Genomic DNA, 22,628 nt, shown 5'->3' with positions numbered 1-22,628 from the left:
CTCGTTCAATCGAAATTCGATTTTCTTCGAGGTCACCTGAACGCAAGCTGAAACGCCCGATGTCGCCTGTCTAGGAGTCGCTATTGACGCTTGTCAGTTCCCGCGCCTGATTGATCCAGCCTTCGCGGCTGACCCGTCCTGCAAAGTTCAGCTGGCGGTCGATCCAGATTTCATTGTCGTCGGTCCACTCCGCTATCTGGGAGAAATGCCAGATGCCATAATCATTGAGGATGGTCTGAATGCGCGGGCCGATCCCGGTGATGAGCGTGAGGTCATCCGGCTCACCATTCGGCTTGTCCAGCGCGGCAGGTTGCACACCTTCCACCCCCTCAGAAGCCTCAGCCTCCTCGTCCGAAGCCTGCTCCAGTTCAGCGGCCTCGTCGGCATCGCCTTCAACAACCTCGTTGACGGTCTCTCTCTCTGTTTCGGCAGCGTCCTTTGCATCGAGCGCTTCAAGCATCTTGTCTGCCGGATGCACGCCGTCATCTTCCTGAACGTCCGCCTCGGCTTCATCGCTGTCTTCGGCTTGAGTTTCGATTGACGACACGTCTGCGTCTGGCACATCATCCGACGCCTCATCACCAGAGATGTCGTCTGCAATCTTCTCTTCCGTCTGCGTAGCTGGCGACGCCTGAGCGACTTCAAGCGGCTCAGACGCCGTCTCAATGGCCTCATCTTCTGCGCTGTCTGGCCTTTCTTCAAAGTAGGCAAGGCGGCCTTCGAGATAGCGGTTCCGCCAGCGAAGGCGAGCCAGCTCTTCGTCGGTGGCGCTGGTATCTGCCTGGGCCGGAGGCGGTGCCGCTTGAGGTGCGGGCGCTGCCTCAACGACCTGTTCTTCAAGAGCAGCCACGCGCGATTTCAGATAATTGACCTGCCAGACAAGCTTGTCCCGGTCGGACTCCCCCCCGGTCTCGGTCGCCGTTGTGGGCGTTTCTGCTGCTACCTGACCCAGCTCATGGACTTTCGCTTCGAGCTCGCCAACGCGTTCCTCGAGATATGCATTGCGGGACTGCAGGTTCTGCAGCTCTTCCATGTCGACCGAAGGCGCCGCCTCGACCGATTGTGCCGGCGAGCCTTGCCTGAGCGACGCCAGGGATGCCTTGGCTGCACTCAGTTCCGACGCCATCCGCTGGATCTGTTCGTCTCGCTCTCGAATCTCGACGGCAAACTCGGAAGACCCTGCCGCGCTCTCCCTCTGCTTGCGCTGGGCCGCATAGAGCGAGTCCAGCTCGCCGCGCACCTGTTCCAGCTCGGTGATGGCAATGTCGCGCTCCACGGAAGCACGCCGTTTGCTGCTCGCGCCCATGGCTCCACGAATGATCCATGCCAGCAGGAACGCAAGGACAGCAGCGCCGCCCATCACGAACCAGATATATTCCATTACGAATTCCATATTGAAAACGGCTCCTTGATCGAGACGCCTAAGAAACAGATGAGTCGTGTTCTGAAAAAGGCGAAGATGAGACACTGTCCCCTGTAAATGCGGCTCTTTCCTTCGAATTGGACCGGTTAACGCAACATGATGCATGCCGCATCAATTGTTTTCAGGCAAGTCTGTGCTAAACGCCGCGCATGTCGAGCGACCCGGAAATCATCTCCAGTTCTTCCAACCCGCTGATCAAGACCCTGCGCGGCCTTGAGCGCAAGAAGGTACGTTCAGAAACCGGTCTCTTCCTTGCAGAGGGGGCACGCCTTGTCGAGCAGGGCCTTGATGCCGGCTGGGCGCTCGATAGCCTGGTTGTGTCCATGTCGGGTGCTGAGCGAGGCTTCATGCCCGCCCTGATTTCAAAGGCAAAATCGGCGGGTGCGAGGGTCGTCCAGGTGCCGGACAGGCTCGCCGGACAGATCGCCCGCAAGGATAATCCGCAAGCCGTGATCGGGGCTTTCAGGCAACGCCATCAGACGCCAGCAGACCTTCGGGCGGCACCGCTGGACTTATGGGTTGGGCTCTATGAAGTTCGTGACCCTGGCAATCTCGGGACAATTCTGCGCACTGCTGATTGCGCAGGCATTTCTGGCGTGATCCTGATCAACCAGTGCTGCGATCCGTTCAGTGTCGAGGCCGTCCGCGCGTCGATGGGCTCAATTTTTGACGTGCAATTCGCGCACAGCTCGATTGACGAGTTCACTCAGTGGACCAGCAAATCAGGGCTCGCCACCGTCGCGGCCAGCGTGAACGGGACCCACCGGCACACTGAGATCGACATGAAACGCGGGACCGTGATCCTGATGGGCAATGAACAGGCGGGTATCCCGCCGGCGGTCGAAGCCCGCTGCGACACACTCTGTCTTATCCCCATGCGCGGCGGTGCCGACAGCCTCAACCTCGCCCAAGCTACTGCCATCATGACCTATGAAGCGTGGCGCCAGAGAGATTTCGCATGAAGTACGAGCAGACGCTTTTCCTCGCCGACAACTGGACCGATTACGCCCTGCTCGACAGTGGCGACGGCTTCAAGCTCGAACGGTTCGGCAACCAGCGCATCATTCGCCCCGACCCTCAGGCCTTCTGGAGGCCTCACAAGCCGGTCTCTGACTGGAAGGCCGACGCACATTTCGATGCCAAGGCGGGCGATGACGAACGCGGCCAGTGGCGCAAGCTCAACCCGAAAGCGCCAGACACTTGGCCGATGGAATGGAACGGCCTGAAGTTCAATGCGCGCAGAACGCCATTTCGTCACCTAGGCCTGTTCCAGGAGCACTCGGTCCACTGGGCCTTTGCTGTAGACCAGATAAGAAAGGCACCCTACTCGACCAAAGTGCTGAACCTGTTCGGCTACACGGGCATGATGTCGCTTGCATGCGCGCAGGCCGGGGCTGAAGTCGTTCATCTCGACGCCAGTCCCAAATCGAACGGTTTCGGCAAGGAGCATCAGGAGATGTCCGGCCTGCAGGACCGGACGATCCGCTGGATCGCGGACGACGCCATGAAGTTCGTGTCGCGTGAGAACCGACGTGGGAACAAGTACGACGCGATCGTGCTGGACCCGCCGAAGTTCGGTCGTGGCACCAAGAACGAGACGTGGCGCTTCGAGGAAGACCTGCCCGGCCTGCTCGACGAAGTCGCCAATCTTCTGGTCGATAAGCCGCTCTTCGTCATCCTGACCGCCTATGCCGTGAGGTTGTCGCACATTGCCCTGGCGCAAGCGCTCGGCGATCGCCTTGAGCCTTTCGGCGGTCGAATCGAGATGGGCGAGATGGCTATCCCGGAACAGAAAAGCGGCCGGATGCTTCCGACCGCTATCTGTGCGCGCTGGCGCGCCAACTGATCTCTGAAGCCTAAGCGGCTTCGCGCTCCTTGCGCACGCCCAGCTGCTGCTTCACGCGCTCGGCGAGCTGGCGGACGCTGAACGGCTTTGGCAGGAATGAGACTTCTCGGTCATCGTCGAGCTTTTTCGCAAGGTCACGCTCGGCGTAGCCGGAGATGAAGATCACACGCGCCTCACCAAGATAGTCCTTCGCTTCGCGAATGAGTGTCGGACCATCCATGCCCGGCATGACCACGTCGGAAATGACAAGATCGAAGGAGCCGGACTCTTCTTCAAGAATTTCGAGAGCCTCTTCGCCATCCTGTGCTGAGAGGACCTCATAGCCACGCGAGATAAGGTGCATAACGGCAATATCGCGCACGCCCTTCTCATCCTCGACCAGCAGGATGCGACCACGGCCCGAGATATCGACCGGGCGGTGATCGACAGCCTCCTCTTCCGGCCCGACAATTTCCGGGACCGGGATTTCGTCAGCCTTGAGTGCCGGCAGGTAAATCTGGAAGGTCGTGCCTTTGCCAACCTTGGAGATCGGACAAACATAGCCTTCGGACTGTTTGATGATGCCGTAGACCGTCGCGAGACCAAGGCCCGTGCCGACGCCGACATCCTTCGTCGTGAAAAAGGGCTGGAAGATCTTGTCGAGGATATTGGCAGGAATGCCATGTCCGGTATCTGCCACTTCCACAAGGAGGTATTCGCCCTCTTCGACATAGTTGAAGCCGTGCCTGTGCGCATCTTCGGCCGTTGCGCGCGAGGTGCGAATGGTCAGTTTGCCACCTGACTGGCCAGACAGGAGCATCGCATCGCGAGCGTTGGTGACGAGGTTGATAATGGCGGTCTCAAGCTGGTTCTTGTCAGCCTTGATGTAAGGCAAGTTGCGCCCGTGCAGCGTCTCGAACTCGATGCGCTCGTCCAGGATCTGACGAAGAAGGATGCCGAACTCCGACAGGAAGTCTGTGACGTTGAACACTTCGCGCTTGAAGGTCTGCTGGCGCGCATAGGCGAGCAGCATGTGGACGAGGTCCTTGGCGCGGACCGAGAACTCATGAATGCTTTTCAGGTTCTCATAGGATGGATCACCCACCGGATGCCGCGTCATCAGGTCATCATTGTTCAGCATGATGCCAGTGAGAACATTGTTGAAGTCGTGCGCAACACCGCCGGCGAGCTGACCAATCGCCTGCATCTTCTCACCCTGGGCGAGACGCAGCTCGAGCTCCTTCTGCTCGGTCATGTCGATAATGTAGGCAACTGAAGGCTGGCCCACATTGTCGAGCGTGACGAACACATTGACCGACTTTGGTTCGTCTCCGGCGAGTTTCAGACCGACAGGCTTATCGATGGCATCGACAAGTTTCGCGGCGAGGCTGTCAGCCCCTGTTCCCTCATCGAGGAAGAGCTCTGAAAACTTGGTGCCAGGTGCAGAGCGCCCTTCAGCCATTTCGAGCAGGGCCTTGTTCGCATCAAGGATGATCGCCGCCTCAACCGAATTGCCTTCGAGGCGGACAGCGCCAAACGGCGCATCGTCAAACATCGGGTCGCCATCGGGGCGCGCGGGGCGGCTGGCAGACGCCGCTAGAAAGCGCCCTTCGCCGGCAAGCTGGGACTGGCTGTTGGCGACAACGACGGTACGGCCCTGAGCTTCTGCCCCCTTGCCGGACCAGGTCGTCATCGTCTGGACCGGCATTTCGACACCGTCGCGGGTGCGAAGCATGATATTGGCCCGGCCCGGCGCGCCTGACTTCTTGTCGCGCGCCAGCATCTTCACGAATTCCGGGCGCATGATGTCGTCGAGGCGAACATTCTTGGCTGTCTCCGGAAGACCGATCAGCTCACGGAGCCAGCCATTGGCATAGGTGATCGTGCCGTCCGGCTTGGCGGCAAAGAAACCGAGCGGGGCATCTTCGACATAGAGGGCCTTCATATCGGCTGCGCCTGTCGCTGCTTCAGCACCGTTAATGCGGCGCAGGCGCCAGAGCACACGGTTGCGCGGCAACGGTGCAACGGACACTTCGTACTGCACCGGCAGCGAATCTGCACCGATTGTCATCGCAGGAAGGACTTCACGATGCGTCTGTCCAGCCTTGGCGGCCTTGGAAAGCCGGAACACTGGCGCGGCAAGCCCCGGGCTCGCGCTGAAAATGCGGTCGACCGTCACCGGACCCGCCGAATCCTGCTGGCCTGTCAGCGCGATCCGCGTGAGTTCGCGATATGGCTCGTTGGCCGCAATGGGGGCACCGCCATGATCGGCCACGAGCACGGCCTCATCAAGCGATTCGATCCAGCCGAAACGCGGCGTGGCGGCATTGATGGCTTCCGAAGCGGCCCCCTTGTTCGGGAATAGCCCAAGCCTGCGGCCCGCGCCTTTCAGGACCCAGAGCAGGAAAACCATTCCGCCCGCAGCCATCGAAATGAGCAGGACCGGGCCTGTTCCGCCGACAGCATCTGGCCAGGCAATCGCAACAGATGCAGCAGCAACAGCGATCAGAAGACAGCCCCAGAATGCGAGCTGCAAAAGATCAAGCCGGCTCATTGGCTGCTCCGACAGAATTGTCTCGTCAGCGGCAATGTCCAGATCGTCCTGTCTGCTGCCTGATGCCGTCATGAAGCCTACTCCTACCGCCGCGTTCAAGCGTTCTGCCTTTGCGTCGATTCGCTTACTCTATACCACTCCGGAGGTACGCGCACGTCCGGCGCTCAATCCCTGATCGTTGGACGCATTTGTCGGCCGGAAAGGTTAATCAATCCAAAAGCAGCGTTAATCGAATCTGAAAAATTGCACCTAATGCCCGTCATGCTCCGTTGCAGGCATGAATACAGGCTCGGGGGCAATAGCAGATCGCCAATCTGAGCCGCGTCTGCGTCACGACGCTCCTCGCGCCTTGCCACCGCAATTGCATCTGTCGTGAAGCCTCCCCCGGAACCTCTACCGTGCGCTCGCCGTTGCAATGACAACACAAAATCGTTTGAGGACACCATGAAACCGTTCCTGCTTACCGCACTCATCGCGACAGCGTCACCGGTCGCATTGGCCCAGCAGGGCCTCGGCGACCCGACTGTGCCGACCACATCGGAAGCCGAACAGGCCAAAATGGCAGGAGCTTCCGCAAAGGCCCCCATTCCCCGCGCCATCGAGGCAGCCGTCATGGACGACTGGATGGAATCGAAGCTGGCCGGCGATGTGCACCCCAGCGTAATTGAAGGCGCACGCCGTGCCTACGCCCAGACACTCTTCAAGCCTGTCTGGACCGAGCGAGGCGCCAAGGCGCTCAAGGCCTTCTCGCGGGACCTGTTTGAATATGGACTGACGCCGAATGACGTGCTGGACGCCAATCTGCAAACCCTCATCTCCCAGCGCTTCGAAGCGCGCGACGACGCCGAGCGGGCTGAGGCAGACCTCGCCCTCTCCGCAGCATGGCTTCGCATGGCTGCCGCCATCAGCGGTGGAATGAGGGATGAAGGCGAAGCAGAATCATCGGAAATCGACGCGGCGACCTATTCGGCGCTACCTGAAAACCTGATCGCCGCTGGCAATGGAAAGGTTAAATCCGCACTCGAAGCCTACGAACCGGACTTTCCGCAATATGACAGGCTGAAAGATGCGCTCGCGACCTACAGGGAGATTCGCGCGGAGGGCGGCTGGCTCGCCATTCCCGATGGGGAAGTGATTGAAGCTGGCAACACAGACCCACGCATTCCCGCCATCCGGGAACGCCTTGAAACTGAGGGCTATGACGCAAACCGCTCTCTTATCGCACTGGTCGCGTCGGCCATTGAAGCCGGCTCTGCACCCGAGACGACAGAAGATTCGGTGAGGGCCAACGCCGACATAGACGTGCTGGACGCTGAAAGCGTCGAACGGGAGGTCAATCCCGAAGTGTATGACGAGAAACTGGTCGAGGCCGTCAAGACCTTCCAGTCGCGGCACGGCATTGAGCCTGACGGCGTGATTGGGCCCGCCACGCTGGAGGCCATGAACGAAAGCATTGATTCGAAGATCGCCCGGATCGCCGATTCCATGGATCGCTGGCGTCATCAGGGCAAGGCCGACCGAAAATACGTCTGGACAAATATTCCGTCCTATACCGCTGAGGGGTGGAAGAATGGCCGTCGTGAAATCTCAATGAAGACGATCGTCGGTATGGAGAGCCGGGAGACGCCCATCTTCAGCGATGAAATCGAATATGTCGTTGCCAATCCCAACTGGTATGCCCCCGTAAGCATCGTGAAGCGAGACAAGCTTCCAAAGCTTGAGCAGGACCCCGGCTACGCACGGCGCGGCAATTACAAGATCTATGATCGCAGCACAGGCGCTGAAGTCAGCGCCTACTCGGTAAACTGGAACGATCCGTCTTCAGCCGAGAAGTACCGCCTCGTGCAGCAGTCAGGATCAGGAAACGCGCTTGGCGAACTGAAGATCATGTTCCCAAACCAGTATTCGGTCTACCTGCATGGCACGCCGGATGACAGCCTGTTCGACCGAGCGGAACGCGCCTTCAGCTCAGGCTGCGTGCGGCTGGAACGACCGACGGAAATGGCCCAATGGCTAGCCGAAGGCGATGGTGAAGCCGATCCGGACACGCTCGAAGAAGCGGTGGAGGCAAAAGCTCATGAACGGTTTGAGTTTGCCTCACGTGTGCCCGTTCACATCACCTATATGACGGTCACGGTGAATGACGATGGTACAGTGAACTTCTGGCGAGACATCTATGACCGCACTGAAGGCATCCGTCAGGTCGAGAAGTTCGCTCCGCTCTACCAGCCTGAAGATCCAATCACGACAGCACAGATGAAACAGGGATAGGTGATGCTGAAACTGATCGTCCTTGCCGCTGTGTGGAAGCTCACAGCGGCAATTGGCAGCGCGTCTGACACGCCTCTCCAGATCAATGGCGAAGTACTGCCTTATGATGTCTGGCATGTGATGGTTATGCCCGGCGAAACCATCAACTATGACGGTCCGAACCTGCTGGCACCGTTTCTGGACGATGTCGAGATCCAGAGCCGTAATGCTTTCACGGCACCGGAAAAGCCCGGTATCTATGACCTTGAATTCAGGACACGCTCCGGCGACGTCGCCAGCGACATTGCCCTGTTTGTGCTGGAGCCGTCTTCACGCATTGATGCGAGTGGCCGGCTCAACGGATACCGCATTGGTCAGTACCCTCAGGACGAACCGGTCGGTTTCATTCGCCTGGATGAAGGGAATGGCGACGTCCAGGTGTCTCCGAATTTCCGGATCGGGCAGTTCCTCTGCAAGCAGCAACCTGACCACTGGCCGAAATACCTTCTCATTTCCAGCGCAAATCTCGGCCGGCTCGAACACTTGCTGGCGGCGATCCGCAGCGATGGCATCACCGACGCCGAGACATTCTTCGTGATGAGCGGGTACCGAACGCCGTTCTACAACACAGCAATCGGATCGGCGAAACTGTCTCGCCACATGTATGGCGATGCGACGGATATCTACATCGACGTATCGCCGCGCGACGGCGTTATGGATGACATCAACCGGGATGGTGCGCTCGACAAGGAAGACGCCAATTTCTTCTACGACTATGCCGAACAGCTGTTTGCCCGGTCCGATGTGTCCGCAGGCGGCCTTGGCAGCTACGGCTCCAACGCGGTCCATGGACCGTTCGTACATGTCGATGGACGCGGCCGCAGAGCGCGTTGGGGACGGTGAATCGGCTCTCCGCTTGCAACAGCTGGCAAGTCCCGTCAGTAAGAGCCCCGTCCGACGACAACAATTCAGGGGGCAGACATGCCGGAAATTTTTGGTGATCTCTTTACGCTGAGCGGCTTCTTCACCTTTCTCATGCTGCTGCTGCTCCAGGCGGTCCTGGGCTTTGACAACCTTCTTTACATCACGATTGAATCGAAACGGGTGGGCGATAAAGCGCCCATGGTCCGGCGGTGGGGCATCGGTCTTGCCATGCTGTTCAGGGTCGTTCTGCTGGTCATTATCGTGAGCCTGTTTGGCGTGCTCGCTGAACCCCTTTTCTCCGTGGAGATACCACGCGTACTGGACGGTGAATTCACACTGCAATCGCTGGTCACTCTGATCGGTGGCGGTTTCATCATCTACACGGCAATCAAGGAGATCACCCACTTGCTGACAGTGGATGATCTCGGACATTCGAAGGACGGCAAGAAGAAATCAGTCACGCAGGCAATCATGCTCATCGTGGCGATGAACCTGGTCTTCTCATTCGACTCCATCCTCTCGGCGATGGCGATTGCGAACGTCAAGGAGACTGTGGATGGTGTCGTCGAGACGCGTTACCAGGTCACAATCATGGCCGTCGCCATCATCGCGTCCGGCATCGCCATGATCCTGATGGCCGATTATGTGGCGGACTTCCTGCACAAGAACCGGATGTACGAGGTGCTCGGACTGTTCATCCTGTTCCTTGTCGGCGTGTTGCTGGTTACCGAAGGTGCGCACCTCGCTCACATGCACATCTTTACTTTCCCGATCGACGCCATGTCGAAATCAAGTTTCTATTTGGTCGTGGGTGTGCTTGTGATCACGGATATCATCTCGACCAGTTTCCAGAAGCGCCTGTGGGCGCAGCGGGAAGCGGAGCTGAAGATCATCCGCGCGGCAGACGTGAAGGTCGAGGAGCGTGGCAGCTAGGACTGCCTGCTATCGCAACAGGCTAGTTGCGCGCGCGGCGGATGCGGATGGCCATCCTGTCACCCTTGCGACCAATCTCGCCTTCGAAGGCAGGGACACCGTCGCGGCCGCCAGACAGCAATTCGACCGGCTGGTCTGCCGGAAGCCCAAGCAATAGCGTATCGCCGGGCTTCATCTGCGACAGGCGGCTCACCGGCACGCTGAGCGTTGCGATCCGGGCCGTCAGCAAGGCTGTCATCGGCGTCTTCTGTCTGTCGCCTGAACTAGCAAGGCGGGGACCAGCGAGCGAGAACAGGTCGAGACTCGTGGAACCATTATCCGATTGCACCGAAAAGGCCCGGTGCTGGCCGTGGTCGCGCGCCAGGATGGAGGCGGTGTATGACGCATCCGTTTCGATGCATGTCAGGCGACAGTCCGGCGCGAACGCCTTGCTCAACGGCGCGATCAATTGCTCCAGAAGCGCGCAATCGATAGCGCTCAAGGCGCGGTTGGTGACCTGTGCCCCCGACCGTCCTCCACAGGCAAAGGAGATCAGCCGTTCGGCAAGTGCGGCCGGGATGACCATGACGTGCGCGATATCGCCCTCGTCCGGTGCGAAGCAGGCATAGGCCGAGGACGGGCCACCAATCGTGCCCAGACTGGCTTCGATCGAGTCGCATGCGGCCGATGACTGTGCACGGATGACAGTCTTCAGTCCGGCCACGTGCCCAAAAAGAAGCGAGAGGCGAGCGGCGATACGTTTGGTATCTTCGTCGGGTTCGGCAACCGGAGACTGGAAGTCGTTGCCGAACTCGACCGGCGCAACCTGTTCCGGGGCCGATTCGGCCTCATTTATTTTTGGCAGGTTCGGGCGCAGCAGGGCCTCGATCTCTGCTTTCGACAGAATACCGCGCGTGGTGGGCACCTTGAAAGCCACGTCGTCGATCCGTCGCGGCTTGCCATAAACGTCTGGAAGTTCGCGCATGACAGCGCGCTCACGTCTTTCGGACATGGCCCAGTCACCGGATGTGTCTTTCACCGCGTTCTGCATGTCTGCCCTGTCAGCCTTGTCCGTCATTGTGGTGCCGCGCTGGTTAATGAGACGTTAGTATTTAGGAGTCCGTTGCACAGGGAATCGCATTTCCAGCATTAAATTTGCGGCTGGAGCTTAATCAAGCCGAGCAATGTGTTAACCAAGCCACACCGAATTTAATCTGTCAGCAACGAAGTGATAAGGATTGATTCGGATTCCCGTGTCACATTCAGCCTTAACGGACCGGCCAGAACATAACCCGCCGGGCGTTGGGTGATAAAAAACGGCAGAGGTCTTCGCGACCCCTGCCGTTTTCAGTTTCTGGAACTGGAAACCCTAGTCGTCGCGAACCGTTCGTTCCTTGCGTTCGTGACGTTCCTGCGCTTCGAGGCTCAGCGTCGCCGTCGGGCGGGCCTCAAGCCGGCGCAGATTGATCGGTTCGCCGGTCTCGTCGCAATAGCCATACGTGCCTTCATCAATACGGCGAAGAGCGGCATCAATCTTAGCGATGAGCTTGCGTTGACGGTCACGGGTGCGAAGCTCAAGGGCCTTGTCGCTTTCTGAAGATGCGCGATCGACCAGATCGGGAAGGTTGCTCGATTCTTCCTGAAGGTTGTTGATGGTCGACTTGGTCCCGTTGAGAATATCGGTCTTCCACTGCTCTAGGCGAGCCCGGAAATACGCCTGCTGACGAGGGTTCATGAACTCCTCATCTTCGCTGGGGACGTAGTTGTCGATCGTGGAATCTGACATGGCCTGTACTCCCTCTGACACGGCGGGCCTATACTGCGTGTCGCCGTCTTGCGCAATTGCGGAATGCATTTTGCGTGCCCGTTCCCTTGTCACAGGAATAAGGCGTGAATCGGCCAACAAACCGACACTTTCATCATATTGATGGCGCAGGAATGTATCGCGGGCTTGCTATCCACCGGTCCGCCGTGGCGTATAACTCTCGCCGCGTTGGTGAGCGCATAGTGTAGCTTCAGAACCAGGTTCCGTATGGCCCGAATAAAGAAACGCAGGGAAAAGGACAGGAATGGCACGTGGCGCCAAGCCTTGCTGTTCAACAGCCTGCTTCTGCTCATCGTGGTCCTGGGCACGCGCGTGCTGACCAATGCCTACACCGCCGAAAGTGTCGGCGACGTACCCGATATTCAGGCCCGAAACGAAACTCGCAAGGAAATTGACACGGCATTCCAGACCATCGTGCCAAAAGGAAATGTGGCGCGCGCCTTCTGGGCTGACCAGATCGCCAGGGAACTGGAATCACGCGATTTTTCTGCCGCGCGGGGCTATCTCCTGGCAGCGCCAGTGATGCTGGAACGTGACGACTCGCGGGCCATTCTCGCCGCCGCCGATGCAGAAGAATCAGGATCTCAGGACCAACGCCTGACTAAAGCTGCGCTACTCTTCCTGCCAAATGAAGTCCGCGCCAGCTATCAACGCGCCATTGAGCCGCCGCGTATTGATGTCTCGCCTCAGCTTGGGGAGGAACAGGTTGTCGGTGAGCGGCAGGGCGACACCAACGCGCAGCCCGAGGCGTCCGCTGGCGAAACTGGCACGGACGGCGCGACAGAAGCACCGGCGAGGACGGCTGAAGAGTCCGTGCCCGAATTCGTTGAAGCGCCGCGAAGCTCGACCTTTTCGATGGTCGGCGATCGAACCGATCTGGTACGCCGGTCCCAACGATGGGTGAACAATGAACCGGTCGACACGCTTCTCCTGCGCCTTAGCGCCATCAGTCTGGTGATGGTCGACAATGATGAAGATGCAGAGGCGTACGCTGTTGCGACGTCCGTCTTGCGTGCTGCGAGCCGTGCCAACCGTCTTACCCAGGACTATTCGAGCTATCTGGAAGGCCGTGTCGAACGCGCCATGCCGGCAGATGCCACGCTCGTCAGGGTGAGGAACGCATTGGCAGCTGTCGCCCCCATGTCCCAGCTTGAAGAGCAGGTTCTGCAAGCCTATCAATCCTCCATCGACCCTGATGGTCTCATCCGGTTGCAACGCGACCTCAAGGCGATTGCTCGCATATCTGAGCTGACCAGCCCTACCGGCGCGGTCACACTCCTGGAGACAGCGGATTCGCCAGAAGATGTCCGCAAGCTCCAGCTCATCGCGGAAGCCGGCGGTGACAGGGCTGTAGCCTTGACTAAGCAGATCGGCCCACGCGTTATCAGCCTCGCGCAGATCGGCATCAAATGGTCATTGGAGCTGACGCTTCAGCTGATGGTCATTGCAGGGCTTGGCCTTGCGTTGGGCTGGACAGCTCTTTCAGCGGTCAGCAATGCGCGGCCGGTACGCCATTACCGGCGCTAGTGTCCCGGAACAACAATGCCGAAGGCACCAATGATCCCGTCAATCATAAGCTGGGTCGACAAGGCAGCCAGGATAACACCAAAAATTCTTGTAATGGCGCCAGCGACGCTTTCCCCCATGGCCTTCACAATCGGTCCTGCCATCAGGAAGACCACCAGGCACAGCACCATGTTGAGAGCGATCGCCGAAAGTACAACGGCTTTCTGACTCCACACCACCGCTTCGCTCATGAACAGCATGGCTGTCGCAATCGAGCCGGGCCCGGCCAGCATCGGGATGCCGATCGGGAACACCGAAATGTCTTCCAGCTGCTCATGCTCTTCCAGATATTCATCGGCCCTGTTCTCACGTCGCTCGGTGCGTTTCTCGAACACCATGTCGAGAGCAATCAGGAAGAGCAGCACGCCCCCGGCAGCCCGGAAGGCATCAATTGTGATGTGTAGTTTTTCAAGCAACCAGGCGCCAAAGAAGGCGAAGCCGAAGATGATGATCGTTGCAACGAAAATGGACCGCACCGCCATGCGGCGGCGGTAGGCAGCATCGCCTCGCGCCGTGAGGGACGCAAAGATCGGGGCAACGCCCGGTGCATCGATCAGCACGAAGAAAGTGACAAAGGATGCTGTAAAGATAGAGAACAGGTCGCCGGTCATGGCCCGCGCCTTAGTCGGGCTGCCTGAGCGCGTCCAGTATCTCTTTCACCAGAGGATGCACGACCGGCTTGCTCGAACGCAGATGAGCAGCGCTCTCAATGTCTTCACCTCGCGCGATCATCTGTATAAGCCGGACACCGCGGGCCCTCTGCAAAAGACCATCAAGGCCGCTATCATCCGTCACTTCACCCACAATGCCGGCACCAAAATCAATCCGGATCGAAGCGTCGGCCTTGCCACTTTCGAGGCGGGCAATTCCCTCATCCAGCGGGACAGGGTCGGTTGCAGACAGGACCGGTGGGCGGGGCATGGCGCTATTCATCACGCAAATCCGGTGTCGGCAGTTCACGTTCAAGCTTACGGCAGGCGCCTATAGCCCGGTAGAGCTGGCCTGACGCAACGAAACGGCTGATCATCATGATCTCGTCGCAAAGCTCATCCGAGGGAGCGTCGCGAACAATATTTGCGAGGGCGACGATGCAGGCATCATAGAGCGGACCATCAGTCTCACCCGTAAGGTACATCTGCATCACCGCAAAATACGCAGCTTCGAAATTTGTATTTACCTCTTCTGGAAACATGACATCCCGCTCTCGCAAAATCCGCGCCTTCGTTTCAAGCAACAGTGTGCTGCGACGCTCGCCATTACGAATGACAGCACCATTCACGACCACCGCTTCGGTCGGCTTGAGTGACAGCTTGAGAGGCATTTTGCCCTCCCCCCGGAGATATTTCCTAGCGAATCAGCCTGTTAAGTAAACATCTCATTGGTTAATACGAGCTTGCAGCTGAATTCTATACAAATTGACGCAGTGTCATAGTCAGCCGAAGGTTGCCCTGCCCCACGCCATGCTTATCATCAATGCTGATAAATGTATTGGAGACGAGAATGCGCTTTGAAGGCACCCAGGATTACGTTGCAACCGAAGATCTGAGAGTGGCCGTCAACGCCGCCATTGCCCTGGAGCGACCGCTTCTGGTCAAGGGTGAACCCGGCACCGGCAAGACAGTGCTGGCGATCGAGGTCGCGAAAGCTCTCGGCGTTCCGCTGATCGAGTGGCACATCAAGTCGACCACGAAGGCGCAGCAAGGTCTCTATGAATATGACGCTGTCAGCCGCCTGCGCGATGGCCAGATGGGCGACGAGCGCGCCAAGGATGTCGCCAACTACATCAAGAAGGGCAAGCTGTGGGAGGCGTTTACCTCTGAAGAGCGCCCAATCCTGCTGATCGACGAGATCGACAAGGCCGACATCGAATTCCCGAATGACCTCCTGCAGGAGCTCGACCGGATGGAATTCTATGTCTACGAGACCGACCAGACGGTGAAGGCGGTTCAGCGCCCGATCGTGATCATCACGTCCAATAACGAAAAGGAGCTGCCGGACGCTTTCCTGCGCCGCTGCTTCTTCCACTTCATCAAGTTCCCGGACGAGCAGACAATGCAGGAGATCATTGAAGTCCACTATCCGGGCATCAAGCAGAAGCTCGTGAAGGAAGCGCTGACGACCTTCTACTCCATGCGCGAAGTGCCGGGCATGAAAAAGAAGCCGTCGACCTCCGAACTGCTCGACTGGCTGAAGCTCCTCATGAATGAGGATGTCGACCTTGAAACGATGCGCGAGAACGACCCGGAAAAGCTCACACCGCCGCTTCATGGCGCGCTTCTCAAGAATGAGCAGGATGTCGCCCTCTTCGAGCGCCTCGCCTTCCTGAACCGGCGCGAGAATTCGCCGCGCCGGGGGCCGGCCGGATGACAGGCTTCGCTGGGGGCGCTGAAGGCGCGCTATTGCGAATCGACGGCTGATCGCGCGTCAAACGCGACGTCCCCAGACTGGATCACCATGACAGTATTGCGCAACGCAGCGGCATCCTCCAGCGGATCGCCGCTGACGACCAGCAAGTCCGCGCGTTTGCCAGCTTCGATCGATCCATAATCGCCTTCGATTCCCATCACGCGCGCATTGTTCAACGTTGCCGCCTCAATCACCTCCATCGGCGATAGCCCGCAGGCCTGTAACCGTTCGAGTTCATCAAATAGCAGCCCAGGCTGGCCGAAAAAGTCTGTACCGGCCGTGATAGTGACGCCCGCCCGTGAGGCTTCGCCAGTAATGGCGCAGGCCCAGTCGCGCTGTGCCGTCTGCCACGGTGCCAGTGGCCGCAAGCGCATCTGCACGTCGCCATCCGCGATCAGGGCCGGCTCCAGCGCGATCCCCTTGCTTCGCATCTGGGCGAACAATTGTACGAATTTCTCTGAGCCCGGATCGATGGTCTCGAATTCAAGCTGTGGTGTCCAGGTCCCGGTTCCCTCTGCAAACGTATCCGGAATATCGCTTGCACCAACGGAAACGAGCCCCTTGGCGTGGATGAGCTGGTCTGCACCGGCCGAGACCGCATCTGCGGCAGAGGCAGGAAAGATGACGGAATGCACCCAGACCTTGAGGCCGCCCTCTTGGGCTGCGGCCGTGACACGGGCCATCTCCGCTGCGTCCAGCGAGGCATAAATCTTTATCCCCTTTGCTCCGGCGTCCTCCACCTCCTTCATGGCGGCGGCAAGATCAGTCCCAGGCGTGACGAGCTTCATCCATGGCGCCTCACCGGGTGGAAATGGCCTGGATGCCCTCTCTACTCGAGCGTCGATGAGAAAGCCCTCGCCGAACATGTTCGCGGAAAAGACGATCTCAGGGAGAGGCCCCTTTGCCGAATTAAGCGCTGAAAGCATGCCAACATTGCCTCCGAGATCCCGAACGACCACCACACCGTTTTTCAGCATGGCGGCAAGCGCCTTCTCCCGGTCAGGATTGGGCGTCAGATGTACATGGCCATTGATTAGCCCGGGCAGGACTGTCTGGCCTTCCAGATCGATCCGCTTGGCCCCTCGAGGTACGGGCGCGGAGCCGGTCGCGAAGATCGCAGCAATCCTGTCATCAGCAAGAAGCACCGTCTGGCTGGACTGAGGGGGGCCGCCAAGGCCATCGACGAGCCGAACATTCTCCAGTGCCGTAAAATTGGCAGCAGCGGCATCAGAGAATGGCGGTGCCTCCACCGGGGCCGGCCTGGAGGCGCAGCCTGCCAGGACAAGGATCAGCATGAGACAGGAAAAAGCTCTCATGACTACGACCTTAGCCTCCGCGTGCCACTACTCCAGCCTTTTTTGTCAAGTCGACGCGGCGGAGCTCGCTCACATGCTCATCGCGAAGCTCACCTTCAACGACACTCGTGCCTGACAGGGCAAAGATCCGACCGAGCGTGAAGATCGGGCGCGAATTGCCATACCAATCGATGCATGACACTTCACATTCATAGGACGGATCCGGCTCGCCATCGGCCCCCTTCAGCGTTCCGGCTGAGCGGAGCGATGCATCCTTGGCGACATGGACGTAGCTGAGGTCCGAACTGTCCGACCGCCAGACCAAGCGACCGGCCTCCCATTGCTGGAGCACGGTTGGCAAGCCGATCATGCCGTCTCCTTCGGCACCGATAGTACTGTTGAAGGCGTGGCTGCGGTTCTCGGACTCATACCGGGACACCAGCGTCAGCTGGCCTGCCAGGCGCGGCATGTCTCCACGAAGGTCCAGGCTGGTCAGGCTGAGACCGCGCCGGTCCATGTAACCTGTGGCGATTAAATGGTCGCGTGCGCGCTCCAGACGGATGACGGACTGGTTGAGTTCAACCATGACCGGGGCTTGCGGCTCATCCAGCGGGACGACGGTCAGCTGGGCACCTATCTGTTCCTGGTCGTCATCGCCGTAGAAATAGACGTGCGAGTTCTTTGATGTGTAGGCAAAATGCGTGTCCGTAAATCGGTTCTCGATCGGGCCATCTTCGACATCTGGAAGCTCGACATAGTGACGATTGTCGACAGGTTTGGGAGCGTCAGAGATCAGGTTTCGGGGCAATTGCACCAGGCGATATGGCGAGGAGTCTTCACTGTCCTGGTTTTCGGCGGTTTCATCATCTGCATCTGGCAAATCGACCCTGACGAAGGCGCGGAACAGGTCTGCGCCCGCGGCGAGTGAAAACTGGTTTACCGGTTCGCCTTGCACCTTCGCGACTCCCGGCGGAGCATCGCCATAAGGAATACTGTAGAGGAAAGCCGATCTGTCGCCGTCATGTTCAGCGTTCGATCGCTGCCACCATGTGTGCTCGACCTTGTTCACCCAGAGCCACACCGCATCCTGCGAGGCGTAATATTCATAACTGTCGCCAGCGATGAAAGCGGTCGTACGGCACGCGGGAAGCACCGCATCAGACACCTCAAGGTCTGCAAGAGGACAGAGCGTAATCGTGTGCAGGAGCGGATCATTCGTGTCCTGCACAGGGCGGTAGACCTTGGTCGCATTCAGCCGCTGTGTATCCGCGGGTGCCATTGTCCGGGACAGCGTTGGCGCGTTCAGTTTCTCAAATTCCGCCACGTCTGTGAGATAGAAGGATGTATGCATGGCCAGCTGGCCGTTAACGAGGCGCGTCGTGTAATTGTCCCCGTCATAATAGTCCCGCGCGGGCAGGAAGAAGCGGTCGCGGAACGTGATCGAGCCATCTTCCTCAAGGTCCAGGACCGCGAACACGCTGGCGCTTGCATCATAGGAATAGCCGATCACGATCATCTGCCGGCCGAAAACCAGCATCTCATCGTACCAGGTGTCCTCTTCCTCGGTCGTGTAGACATTCTGTCGGTCGACGAACCGCAATCCGGGCTGTCCATCTGGCAATAGGTCCACCGAGAATAACCGACCATCCTGCATGACAATCAGATACTGGCCGATCTGTTTGACGATGTCGCCTTCATCGACACCGGCTTCCTGCGTGTTCGTGATTGAAGGATTTGTATCAGCAACTTTGCTGCCGGTTACAGAAACCTCCTGTGCGGGAGCGGCCATAACTGGCGGTGGCGCTGACATTCCAGGCGGGGGTGGAGGTGGAGGTGGCGGAGGTGGTGCGGGCGGTGGGGGCGGCGGAGCGCCATCGGCACCGGCTTCGGCCTCGAACCATTCATCCTCTTCAGACGAATCGAGTTGCCCTTTCAAAGTCCTGTAATAGTGCTCGAATTCGGCTTCGGTCGCGAATGTGGAAAGGCGCGGCCAGACCGTTTGAGACGGCACGCTGAAATCCGGCGAAGGAGTTTCAGGCGCGATCGCTTTCTGCTCCATAGTTGCGCAGCTTGCCAGGAACCACGCACCCGATACCATCCACAATGCCCGAAATGTCATCACTGTCCTCCCACCTGGAGCCAGCAACTCTCTGCAATAAAGTTGGCACAATCAAGATGCTGGAATGATGGATCATCGCCGCTTGCGCGCATGGACAAGATATTCGGCATTGCCATCGCCGCCGAGGATAGGGCTGTCAAGGCGGGCGCAGACCTGCCACCCCTGTTCGCCCAGCCAGTCAACGAAGGCCAACTCGGCAAGTTCAGCCGCCCCCCGGTCGCTGACAATGCCGCGTTTACCGACATGGCCCGGCCCAACCTGAAACTGCGGTTTGAAGAGGGTGACGAGATCAGCCTCAATTGCAGCGAGTGAAAGCGGAACCTCAAGCAATTTTTCGAGGGAAATGAAACTTGCATCGCACACCACGAGCGATGGCGGTGCAGGCAGCATGGCACGCGCGAGGCTTCGCGCATCGGTCCCCTCCAAAGACACCACCCGCGCATCTTCCCGTAGCCGGGCGTGCAGCTGGCCGCGGCCTACATCGACCGCAACCACTATACGCGCACCGCGCGCCAGCAGAACATCCGTGAACCCGCCCGTCGAGGCCCCGACATCGAGGCAGTCTCGCCCCGTCGGATTAACGTCAAATGCCTCCAGCGCGTGGGCAAGCTTTATTCCACCGCGTGACACCCATGGATGCGGCGCGCTCGCGACAATCCTGTCAGCGGCTGAAATTTTCTGCGACGGCTTGTCGACCGGCTGCCCATTTACTTCCACGCAACCGGCTACGATGGCCGCTTGGGCGGCAGCCCTGCTTTCGTAATGGCCGAGACCGACCAGTATCTTGTCCGCCCTGTCCTTTCCGGCCACTATTTTGTCCTCACTGGAACGCGCAATACGAAACACGCGTTCGATACGAAACTGATCAATCCTGTTCCGCGGAAAGATATCGAAGGAGTCTCCCATGTCACGTGCGTTTACCCTGGCCTCAACAGTTGCCGCGTTTTCCATCCTGTTCGCCTGCTCCCAGCAAGCCTCGACGGCACAGGAGGATGAGGTGCAGCCAACGGAACCTGCTGTCGAAGACGCCGAAATTGCGCCTGACGCGAATGGCATGGAATCGCTACCATCGATGATGCGGGCGACGGGTGACCTTCTCGGCGCTGATGGCTCAAGCATCGGTTCGGTCAATCTCATCGAAGGTCCGAACGGCATCCTCATGGAGGTTGCCGTAGACGCTGGCGGACTTGAGCCCGGCTGGCACGCCGTCCACATCCATCAGACTGGCGACTGCTCTGACACCGGCGAGTACACCGCCTCCGGCGGTCATGTCGGCAAGGTTGAAGGCGGACATGGCCTGCTCAATCCGGCCGGACCTGAGCCCGGCGACCTCCCGAACCTCTTTGCCTTCGACGATGGCTCGGTGCGCTATGAGACGTTCACCGATCTGGTCAGCCTGTCCGATGTTCTCGATGACGATGGCGGCGCCATCATCATTCATGAGGGCCGCGACGATCATCTCAGCCAGCCCATTGGCGGCGCGGGCGGCCGTGTGGCGTGCTCAGTGGTGCAATAGTTACTGTAGAGACAGGCCGCCATCAGCAATGATGGTCTGGCCTGTCACATAGCTCGCTAGCGGCGAAGCAAGGAACATGGCCACCCCTGCCATATCGTCGGGGGTGCCCATACGCCCCTGAGGGATACTGCGCAAAGCGCCGGCGAGGCGCTTCTCGTTCCTTGTTGTGACATGCGTCAGCTTCGTCTCGACAAGGCCCGGCGCAAGCCCGTTTACGCGAATTCCATCTCGTGCCCAGGCGGCGCCGAGAGTCTTGGTCAGGCCAACAGCTGCGTGTTTGGAAGCCGCATAGGCCGGCGTCCCGATCGTAGCGCCAAACCCGGCCACTGAACTCACAATGATCATGCTGCCGCCGCCGTCCGCCGCAAGGGTGGCCTTAAGACCTCGTGCGACGTCCATCACACTGGTGATGTTGACCTCCATGACTGCGTCCCAGCCCGGCCGTTCGAATTCCTCCCGATTGTAGCGGACCGTTCCCTGGCAGAGGACGAGTACATCGAGCGAGGAAATCAGCGCTGTTTCGCGGTCAACGTCATCCCGGTTGGAGGCATCGACCCTTGCGTAAGTCAGGCCGGAAAGGTCTGAACCTTCGCCGCCATCATAGTCTGCAGCCGAGGCGCGGGTGCCCCAGACCGTTACCGCTGCACCGCGGGCGCGAAAAGCCTGCGCAATGCCATTTCCAATTCCACTGGATCCGCCAACGACCAGAGCTTTCTTACCGCTAAAATCGAGCACTCAGCTCCTCCCTAAATATCGCTTCGCTTGATCTTCTCACGCAGCGCTTTCTTTTCCCCGACTTCCTTCTTGGCCTTGATCCGCCGTTCAATGGCACCTCGTCCCGGCCGGGTCGGAATTCGTCGCTTCCGATTCTGTGTCGCCTTGCGGATCATCAGCGTCAAACGTTCCCTCGCGGCATCTCGATTGCGTGCCTGGGAGCGGTGTTCGCTGGCATCGACGATCACATCTCCTTCCTTGGTGATGCGATTGGCCCAGAGACGGCGAAAGCGCTCCTTGACCGGTGCGGGGATGGAGGACGCGTCGACATTCCATCGCAACTGCACAGCAGAGGACACCTTGTTCACATTCTGCCCGCCGGGCCCCGACGACCTTGTGAAGGTTTCGACAAGTTCCCAGTATGGCACTGAAATATCGTCATTAATCTTTAAGTCTTGCGAGGCTGTCATGATGAAGGGTCTGTTCAGCTAGGGTTCAAGCTTGCAACCATATTCTTGAAGCAAGGTTTCGCGTCAGGAACCAGAACCCTGCCGGGAATCCGGTAAATTCGTATTGGAGGCTTGAATGGCTCTCTTGTCTATTCTTTCGCGCCTGGGCGCAGCAGGTGCTCTTGCGGTTGCAACACTCGCCCCCCTGGCGGCCGCCGATGATCGCGGTCGTGGCGACCGGGGTGGCTATCATGATCGCGGTGATCGCGGCCACCGTGGTGACCGTGGACGGCGCGGAGACTGGGATCGCGGCCGCCGTCACGACCATAATCGTGACTGGCACAGAGGGCGCCATCACAGCAACCGTGACTGGGACCGGGGACGTCATCACAAACATCATGACTGGAACCGTGGCCGCAAACATCACGGCCACTGGCATCGTGGTCGCGACTATCGGCGGGTGAACAATTACCACTACCGCGCGCCGCGCGTTATAAACCGATACTATTACAGCACGCCGAGCTATTACCGCCCGCGTCCCGGCATCTCCTTCCATTATAATTCGGGCTATTACCACCCTCACTATAGGATCGGCGGCTACTACACCTACGGCCCGCGCACGATCGTCATCCACGACTATGACCGTTATGGCCTCTACCGTCCGCCGCACGGACACCACTGGGTCCGCGACGGCTATAATGGAGACGCCGTTCTCGCATCGGTCGCTACCGGTGCCATTATTGGCCTCGCAGTTGGTATCCTGGCGCAATAGGTGATCGGCTCGCCACCACCTGGACTGCATCGGCCCGGCGACATTTGTCGCCGGGCTTTTTCATTGTTCATCTTCCAT

Annotated in this window: 21 protein-coding genes; 9 read left to right on the top strand and 12 right to left on the bottom strand. The window is 59.0% G+C overall.

The features are described from left to right. Nucleotides 1-70 precede the first annotated feature (70 nt). Nucleotides 71-1,393 (bottom strand): hypothetical protein, encoded by a 1,323-nt coding sequence (locus B8746_RS02490; protein WP_084391644.1) that lies wholly within the window; start codon nucleotides 1,391-1,393, stop codon nucleotides 71-73. Nucleotides 1,394-1,572: 179 nt separating this feature from the next. Between B8746_RS02490 and B8746_RS02485 the strand changes: the two genes are divergently transcribed. Both B8746_RS02485 and B8746_RS02480 read left to right on the top strand, forming a co-directional pair. Beyond that, nucleotides 1,573-2,385 carry a TrmH family RNA methyltransferase gene (locus B8746_RS02485; RefSeq protein WP_084391643.1) on the top strand — a complete coding sequence of 271 codons (813 nt, stop codon included), beginning with the start codon at nucleotides 1,573-1,575 and terminating at the stop codon, nucleotides 2,383-2,385. After that, the gene (locus B8746_RS02480) at nucleotides 2,382-3,269 is read left to right on the top strand and encodes a class I SAM-dependent methyltransferase (RefSeq protein ID WP_084391642.1); all 888 of its coding nucleotides are present in this window, start codon (nucleotides 2,382-2,384) and stop codon (nucleotides 3,267-3,269) included. The genes B8746_RS02485 and B8746_RS02480 overlap by 4 nt, the downstream gene beginning before the upstream one ends. Nucleotides 3,270-3,279: 10 nt before the next feature. Here B8746_RS02480 and B8746_RS02475 read toward each other — a convergent pair whose 3' ends face one another. Next, complete coding sequence (locus B8746_RS02475; protein WP_084391641.1) at nucleotides 3,280-5,874, bottom strand: response regulator; 2,595 nt, start codon at nucleotides 5,872-5,874, stop codon at nucleotides 3,280-3,282. 372 nt (nucleotides 5,875-6,246) lie between these two features. On the opposite strand from B8746_RS02475, the gene B8746_RS02470 reads away from it, so the two are divergent. The 3 genes from B8746_RS02470 to B8746_RS02460 all read left to right on the top strand — a co-directional run bounded on the left by B8746_RS02470 (nucleotide 6,247) and on the right by B8746_RS02460 (nucleotide 9,909). Further along, entirely contained in the window at nucleotides 6,247-8,073 is a 1,827-nt protein-coding gene (locus tag B8746_RS02470) for a L,D-transpeptidase family protein (protein ID WP_084391640.1), read from the top strand. Nucleotides 8,074-8,076: 3 nt separating this feature from the next. Continuing rightward, nucleotides 8,077-8,955: a D-Ala-D-Ala carboxypeptidase family metallohydrolase gene (locus B8746_RS02465; RefSeq protein WP_084391639.1), complete on the top strand. Its 879-nt coding sequence runs from the start codon at nucleotides 8,077-8,079 to the stop codon at nucleotides 8,953-8,955. A 78-nt stretch (nucleotides 8,956-9,033) separates the two neighbouring features. Further along, a complete protein-coding gene (locus tag B8746_RS02460) occupies nucleotides 9,034-9,909 on the top strand; it encodes a TerC family protein (RefSeq protein ID WP_084391638.1) in 876 nt (291 codons plus the stop codon). A gap of 22 nt (nucleotides 9,910-9,931) precedes the next feature. On the opposite strand, the gene B8746_RS02455 is transcribed toward B8746_RS02460, so the two are convergent. Beyond that, nucleotides 9,932-10,966 carry a FliM/FliN family flagellar motor switch protein gene (locus tag B8746_RS02455; protein ID WP_084391637.1) on the bottom strand — a complete coding sequence of 345 codons (1,035 nt, stop codon included), beginning with the start codon at nucleotides 10,964-10,966 and terminating at the stop codon, nucleotides 9,932-9,934. A 291-nt stretch (nucleotides 10,967-11,257) separates the two neighbouring features. Beyond that, on the bottom strand, nucleotides 11,258-11,674 hold the full coding sequence (dksA, locus tag B8746_RS02450; RefSeq protein ID WP_084391636.1) for an RNA polymerase-binding protein DksA: 417 nt from the start codon (nucleotides 11,672-11,674) through the stop codon (nucleotides 11,258-11,260). Between the two features lie 246 nt (nucleotides 11,675-11,920). On the opposite strand from dksA, the gene B8746_RS02445 reads away from it, so the two are divergent. Further along, on the top strand, nucleotides 11,921-13,240 hold the full coding sequence (locus tag B8746_RS02445; protein WP_084391635.1) for a hypothetical protein: 1,320 nt from the start codon (nucleotides 11,921-11,923) through the stop codon (nucleotides 13,238-13,240). On the opposite strand, the gene B8746_RS02440 is transcribed toward B8746_RS02445, so the two are convergent. The 3 genes from B8746_RS02440 to B8746_RS02430 are packed head-to-tail and all read right to left on the bottom strand — an operon-like array spanning nucleotide 13,237 to nucleotide 14,600. Beyond that, a complete protein-coding gene (locus B8746_RS02440; protein WP_084391634.1) occupies nucleotides 13,237-13,890 on the bottom strand; it encodes a MarC family protein in 654 nt (217 codons plus the stop codon). The two genes, B8746_RS02445 and B8746_RS02440, sit on opposite strands and share 4 nt — an antisense overlap. Nucleotides 13,891-13,900: 10 nt before the next feature. Then, entirely contained in the window at nucleotides 13,901-14,200 is a 300-nt protein-coding gene (locus B8746_RS02435) for a hypothetical protein (RefSeq protein WP_143434506.1), read from the bottom strand. Nucleotides 14,201-14,204: 4 nt separating this feature from the next. Then, nucleotides 14,205-14,600 (bottom strand): flagellar biosynthesis repressor FlbT, encoded by a 396-nt coding sequence (locus B8746_RS02430; RefSeq protein WP_084391632.1) that lies wholly within the window; start codon nucleotides 14,598-14,600, stop codon nucleotides 14,205-14,207. 179 nt (nucleotides 14,601-14,779) lie between these two features. Between B8746_RS02430 and B8746_RS02425 the strand changes: the two genes are divergently transcribed. Further along, a complete protein-coding gene (locus B8746_RS02425; protein WP_084391631.1) occupies nucleotides 14,780-15,646 on the top strand; it encodes an AAA family ATPase in 867 nt (288 codons plus the stop codon). A 29-nt stretch (nucleotides 15,647-15,675) separates the two neighbouring features. On the opposite strand, the gene B8746_RS02420 is transcribed toward B8746_RS02425, so the two are convergent. The 3 genes from B8746_RS02420 to B8746_RS02410 form a co-directional block, all read right to left on the bottom strand. After that, nucleotides 15,676-17,001, bottom strand: a complete 1,326-nt coding sequence (locus B8746_RS02420; RefSeq protein WP_084391630.1) for an amidohydrolase family protein — start codon at nucleotides 16,999-17,001, stop codon at nucleotides 15,676-15,678. Between the two features lie 10 nt (nucleotides 17,002-17,011). Continuing rightward, entirely contained in the window at nucleotides 17,012-19,099 is a 2,088-nt protein-coding gene (locus tag B8746_RS17060) for a beta-propeller domain-containing protein (RefSeq protein ID WP_158084517.1), read from the bottom strand. A gap of 72 nt (nucleotides 19,100-19,171) precedes the next feature. Further along, entirely contained in the window at nucleotides 19,172-19,909 is a 738-nt protein-coding gene (locus B8746_RS02410; RefSeq protein ID WP_233123842.1) for a TlyA family RNA methyltransferase, read from the bottom strand. Nucleotides 19,910-20,003: 94 nt separating this feature from the next. Here B8746_RS02410 and B8746_RS02405 point away from each other — a divergent pair, with 94 nt between their 5' ends. Then, the gene (locus tag B8746_RS02405; RefSeq protein ID WP_198943693.1) at nucleotides 20,004-20,615 is read left to right on the top strand and encodes a superoxide dismutase family protein; all 612 of its coding nucleotides are present in this window, start codon (nucleotides 20,004-20,006) and stop codon (nucleotides 20,613-20,615) included. On the opposite strand, the gene B8746_RS02400 is transcribed toward B8746_RS02405, so the two are convergent. Both B8746_RS02400 and arfB read right to left on the bottom strand, forming a co-directional pair. Then, nucleotides 20,616-21,350, bottom strand: a complete 735-nt coding sequence (locus B8746_RS02400; protein WP_084391628.1) for an SDR family NAD(P)-dependent oxidoreductase — start codon at nucleotides 21,348-21,350, stop codon at nucleotides 20,616-20,618. A gap of 11 nt (nucleotides 21,351-21,361) precedes the next feature. Further along, nucleotides 21,362-21,799, bottom strand: coding sequence for an alternative ribosome rescue aminoacyl-tRNA hydrolase ArfB (gene arfB / locus B8746_RS02395; protein WP_084391627.1), 438 nt, complete (start codon nucleotides 21,797-21,799; stop codon nucleotides 21,362-21,364). Nucleotides 21,800-21,914: 115 nt separating this feature from the next. Here arfB and B8746_RS02390 point away from each other — a divergent pair, with 115 nt between their 5' ends. Next, the gene (locus tag B8746_RS02390) at nucleotides 21,915-22,550 is read left to right on the top strand and encodes an RcnB family protein (RefSeq protein WP_084391626.1); all 636 of its coding nucleotides are present in this window, start codon (nucleotides 21,915-21,917) and stop codon (nucleotides 22,548-22,550) included. Nucleotides 22,551-22,628 lie beyond the last annotated feature (78 nt).

Origin of the sequence: Henriciella pelagia (assembly GCF_002088945.1) — a bacterium.
GTDB classification, from domain to species: Bacteria; Pseudomonadota; Alphaproteobacteria; order Caulobacterales; family Hyphomonadaceae; genus Henriciella; species Henriciella pelagia.
The sequence above is the reverse complement of the archived record's forward strand: the minus strand, read 5'-3'. Positions and strand labels throughout refer to the sequence as shown.

What these genes read in the sequence shown, in the direction of transcription:
- B8746_RS02470 (WP_084391640.1), top strand. Translation starts at nt 6,247, where the DNA reads ATGAAACCGTTCCTGCTTACCGCACTCATCGCGACAGCGTCACCGGTC.
- arfB (WP_084391627.1), bottom strand. Translation starts at nt 21,799, where the DNA reads ATGACAGCCTCGCAAGACTTAAAGATTAATGACGATATTTCAGTGCCA.
- B8746_RS02485 (WP_084391643.1), top strand. Translation starts at nt 1,573, where the DNA reads ATGTCGAGCGACCCGGAAATCATCTCCAGTTCTTCCAACCCGCTGATC.
- B8746_RS02490 (WP_084391644.1), bottom strand. Translation starts at nt 1,393, where the DNA reads ATGGAATTCGTAATGGAATATATCTGGTTCGTGATGGGCGGCGCTGCT.
- B8746_RS02465 (WP_084391639.1), top strand. Translation starts at nt 8,077, where the DNA reads ATGCTGAAACTGATCGTCCTTGCCGCTGTGTGGAAGCTCACAGCGGCA.
- B8746_RS02435 (WP_143434506.1), bottom strand. Translation starts at nt 14,200, where the DNA reads ATGCCCCGCCCACCGGTCCTGTCTGCAACCGACCCTGTCCCGCTGGAT.
- B8746_RS02405 (WP_198943693.1), top strand. Translation starts at nt 20,004, where the DNA reads ATGTCACGTGCGTTTACCCTGGCCTCAACAGTTGCCGCGTTTTCCATC.
- B8746_RS02430 (WP_084391632.1), bottom strand. Translation starts at nt 14,600, where the DNA reads ATGCCTCTCAAGCTGTCACTCAAGCCGACCGAAGCGGTGGTCGTGAAT.
- B8746_RS02440 (WP_084391634.1), bottom strand. Translation starts at nt 13,890, where the DNA reads ATGACCGGCGACCTGTTCTCTATCTTTACAGCATCCTTTGTCACTTTC.
- B8746_RS02445 (WP_084391635.1), top strand. Translation starts at nt 11,921, where the DNA reads ATGGCCCGAATAAAGAAACGCAGGGAAAAGGACAGGAATGGCACGTGG.
- B8746_RS02425 (WP_084391631.1), top strand. Translation starts at nt 14,780, where the DNA reads ATGCGCTTTGAAGGCACCCAGGATTACGTTGCAACCGAAGATCTGAGA.
- B8746_RS02460 (WP_084391638.1), top strand. Translation starts at nt 9,034, where the DNA reads ATGCCGGAAATTTTTGGTGATCTCTTTACGCTGAGCGGCTTCTTCACC.
- B8746_RS02455 (WP_084391637.1), bottom strand. Translation starts at nt 10,966, where the DNA reads ATGACGGACAAGGCTGACAGGGCAGACATGCAGAACGCGGTGAAAGAC.
- B8746_RS02390 (WP_084391626.1), top strand. Translation starts at nt 21,915, where the DNA reads ATGGCTCTCTTGTCTATTCTTTCGCGCCTGGGCGCAGCAGGTGCTCTT.
- B8746_RS17060 (WP_158084517.1), bottom strand. Translation starts at nt 19,099, where the DNA reads ATGACATTTCGGGCATTGTGGATGGTATCGGGTGCGTGGTTCCTGGCA.
- B8746_RS02480 (WP_084391642.1), top strand. Translation starts at nt 2,382, where the DNA reads ATGAAGTACGAGCAGACGCTTTTCCTCGCCGACAACTGGACCGATTAC.
- B8746_RS02475 (WP_084391641.1), bottom strand. Translation starts at nt 5,874, where the DNA reads ATGACGGCATCAGGCAGCAGACAGGACGATCTGGACATTGCCGCTGAC.
- dksA (WP_084391636.1), bottom strand. Translation starts at nt 11,674, where the DNA reads ATGTCAGATTCCACGATCGACAACTACGTCCCCAGCGAAGATGAGGAG.
- B8746_RS02420 (WP_084391630.1), bottom strand. Translation starts at nt 17,001, where the DNA reads ATGAGAGCTTTTTCCTGTCTCATGCTGATCCTTGTCCTGGCAGGCTGC.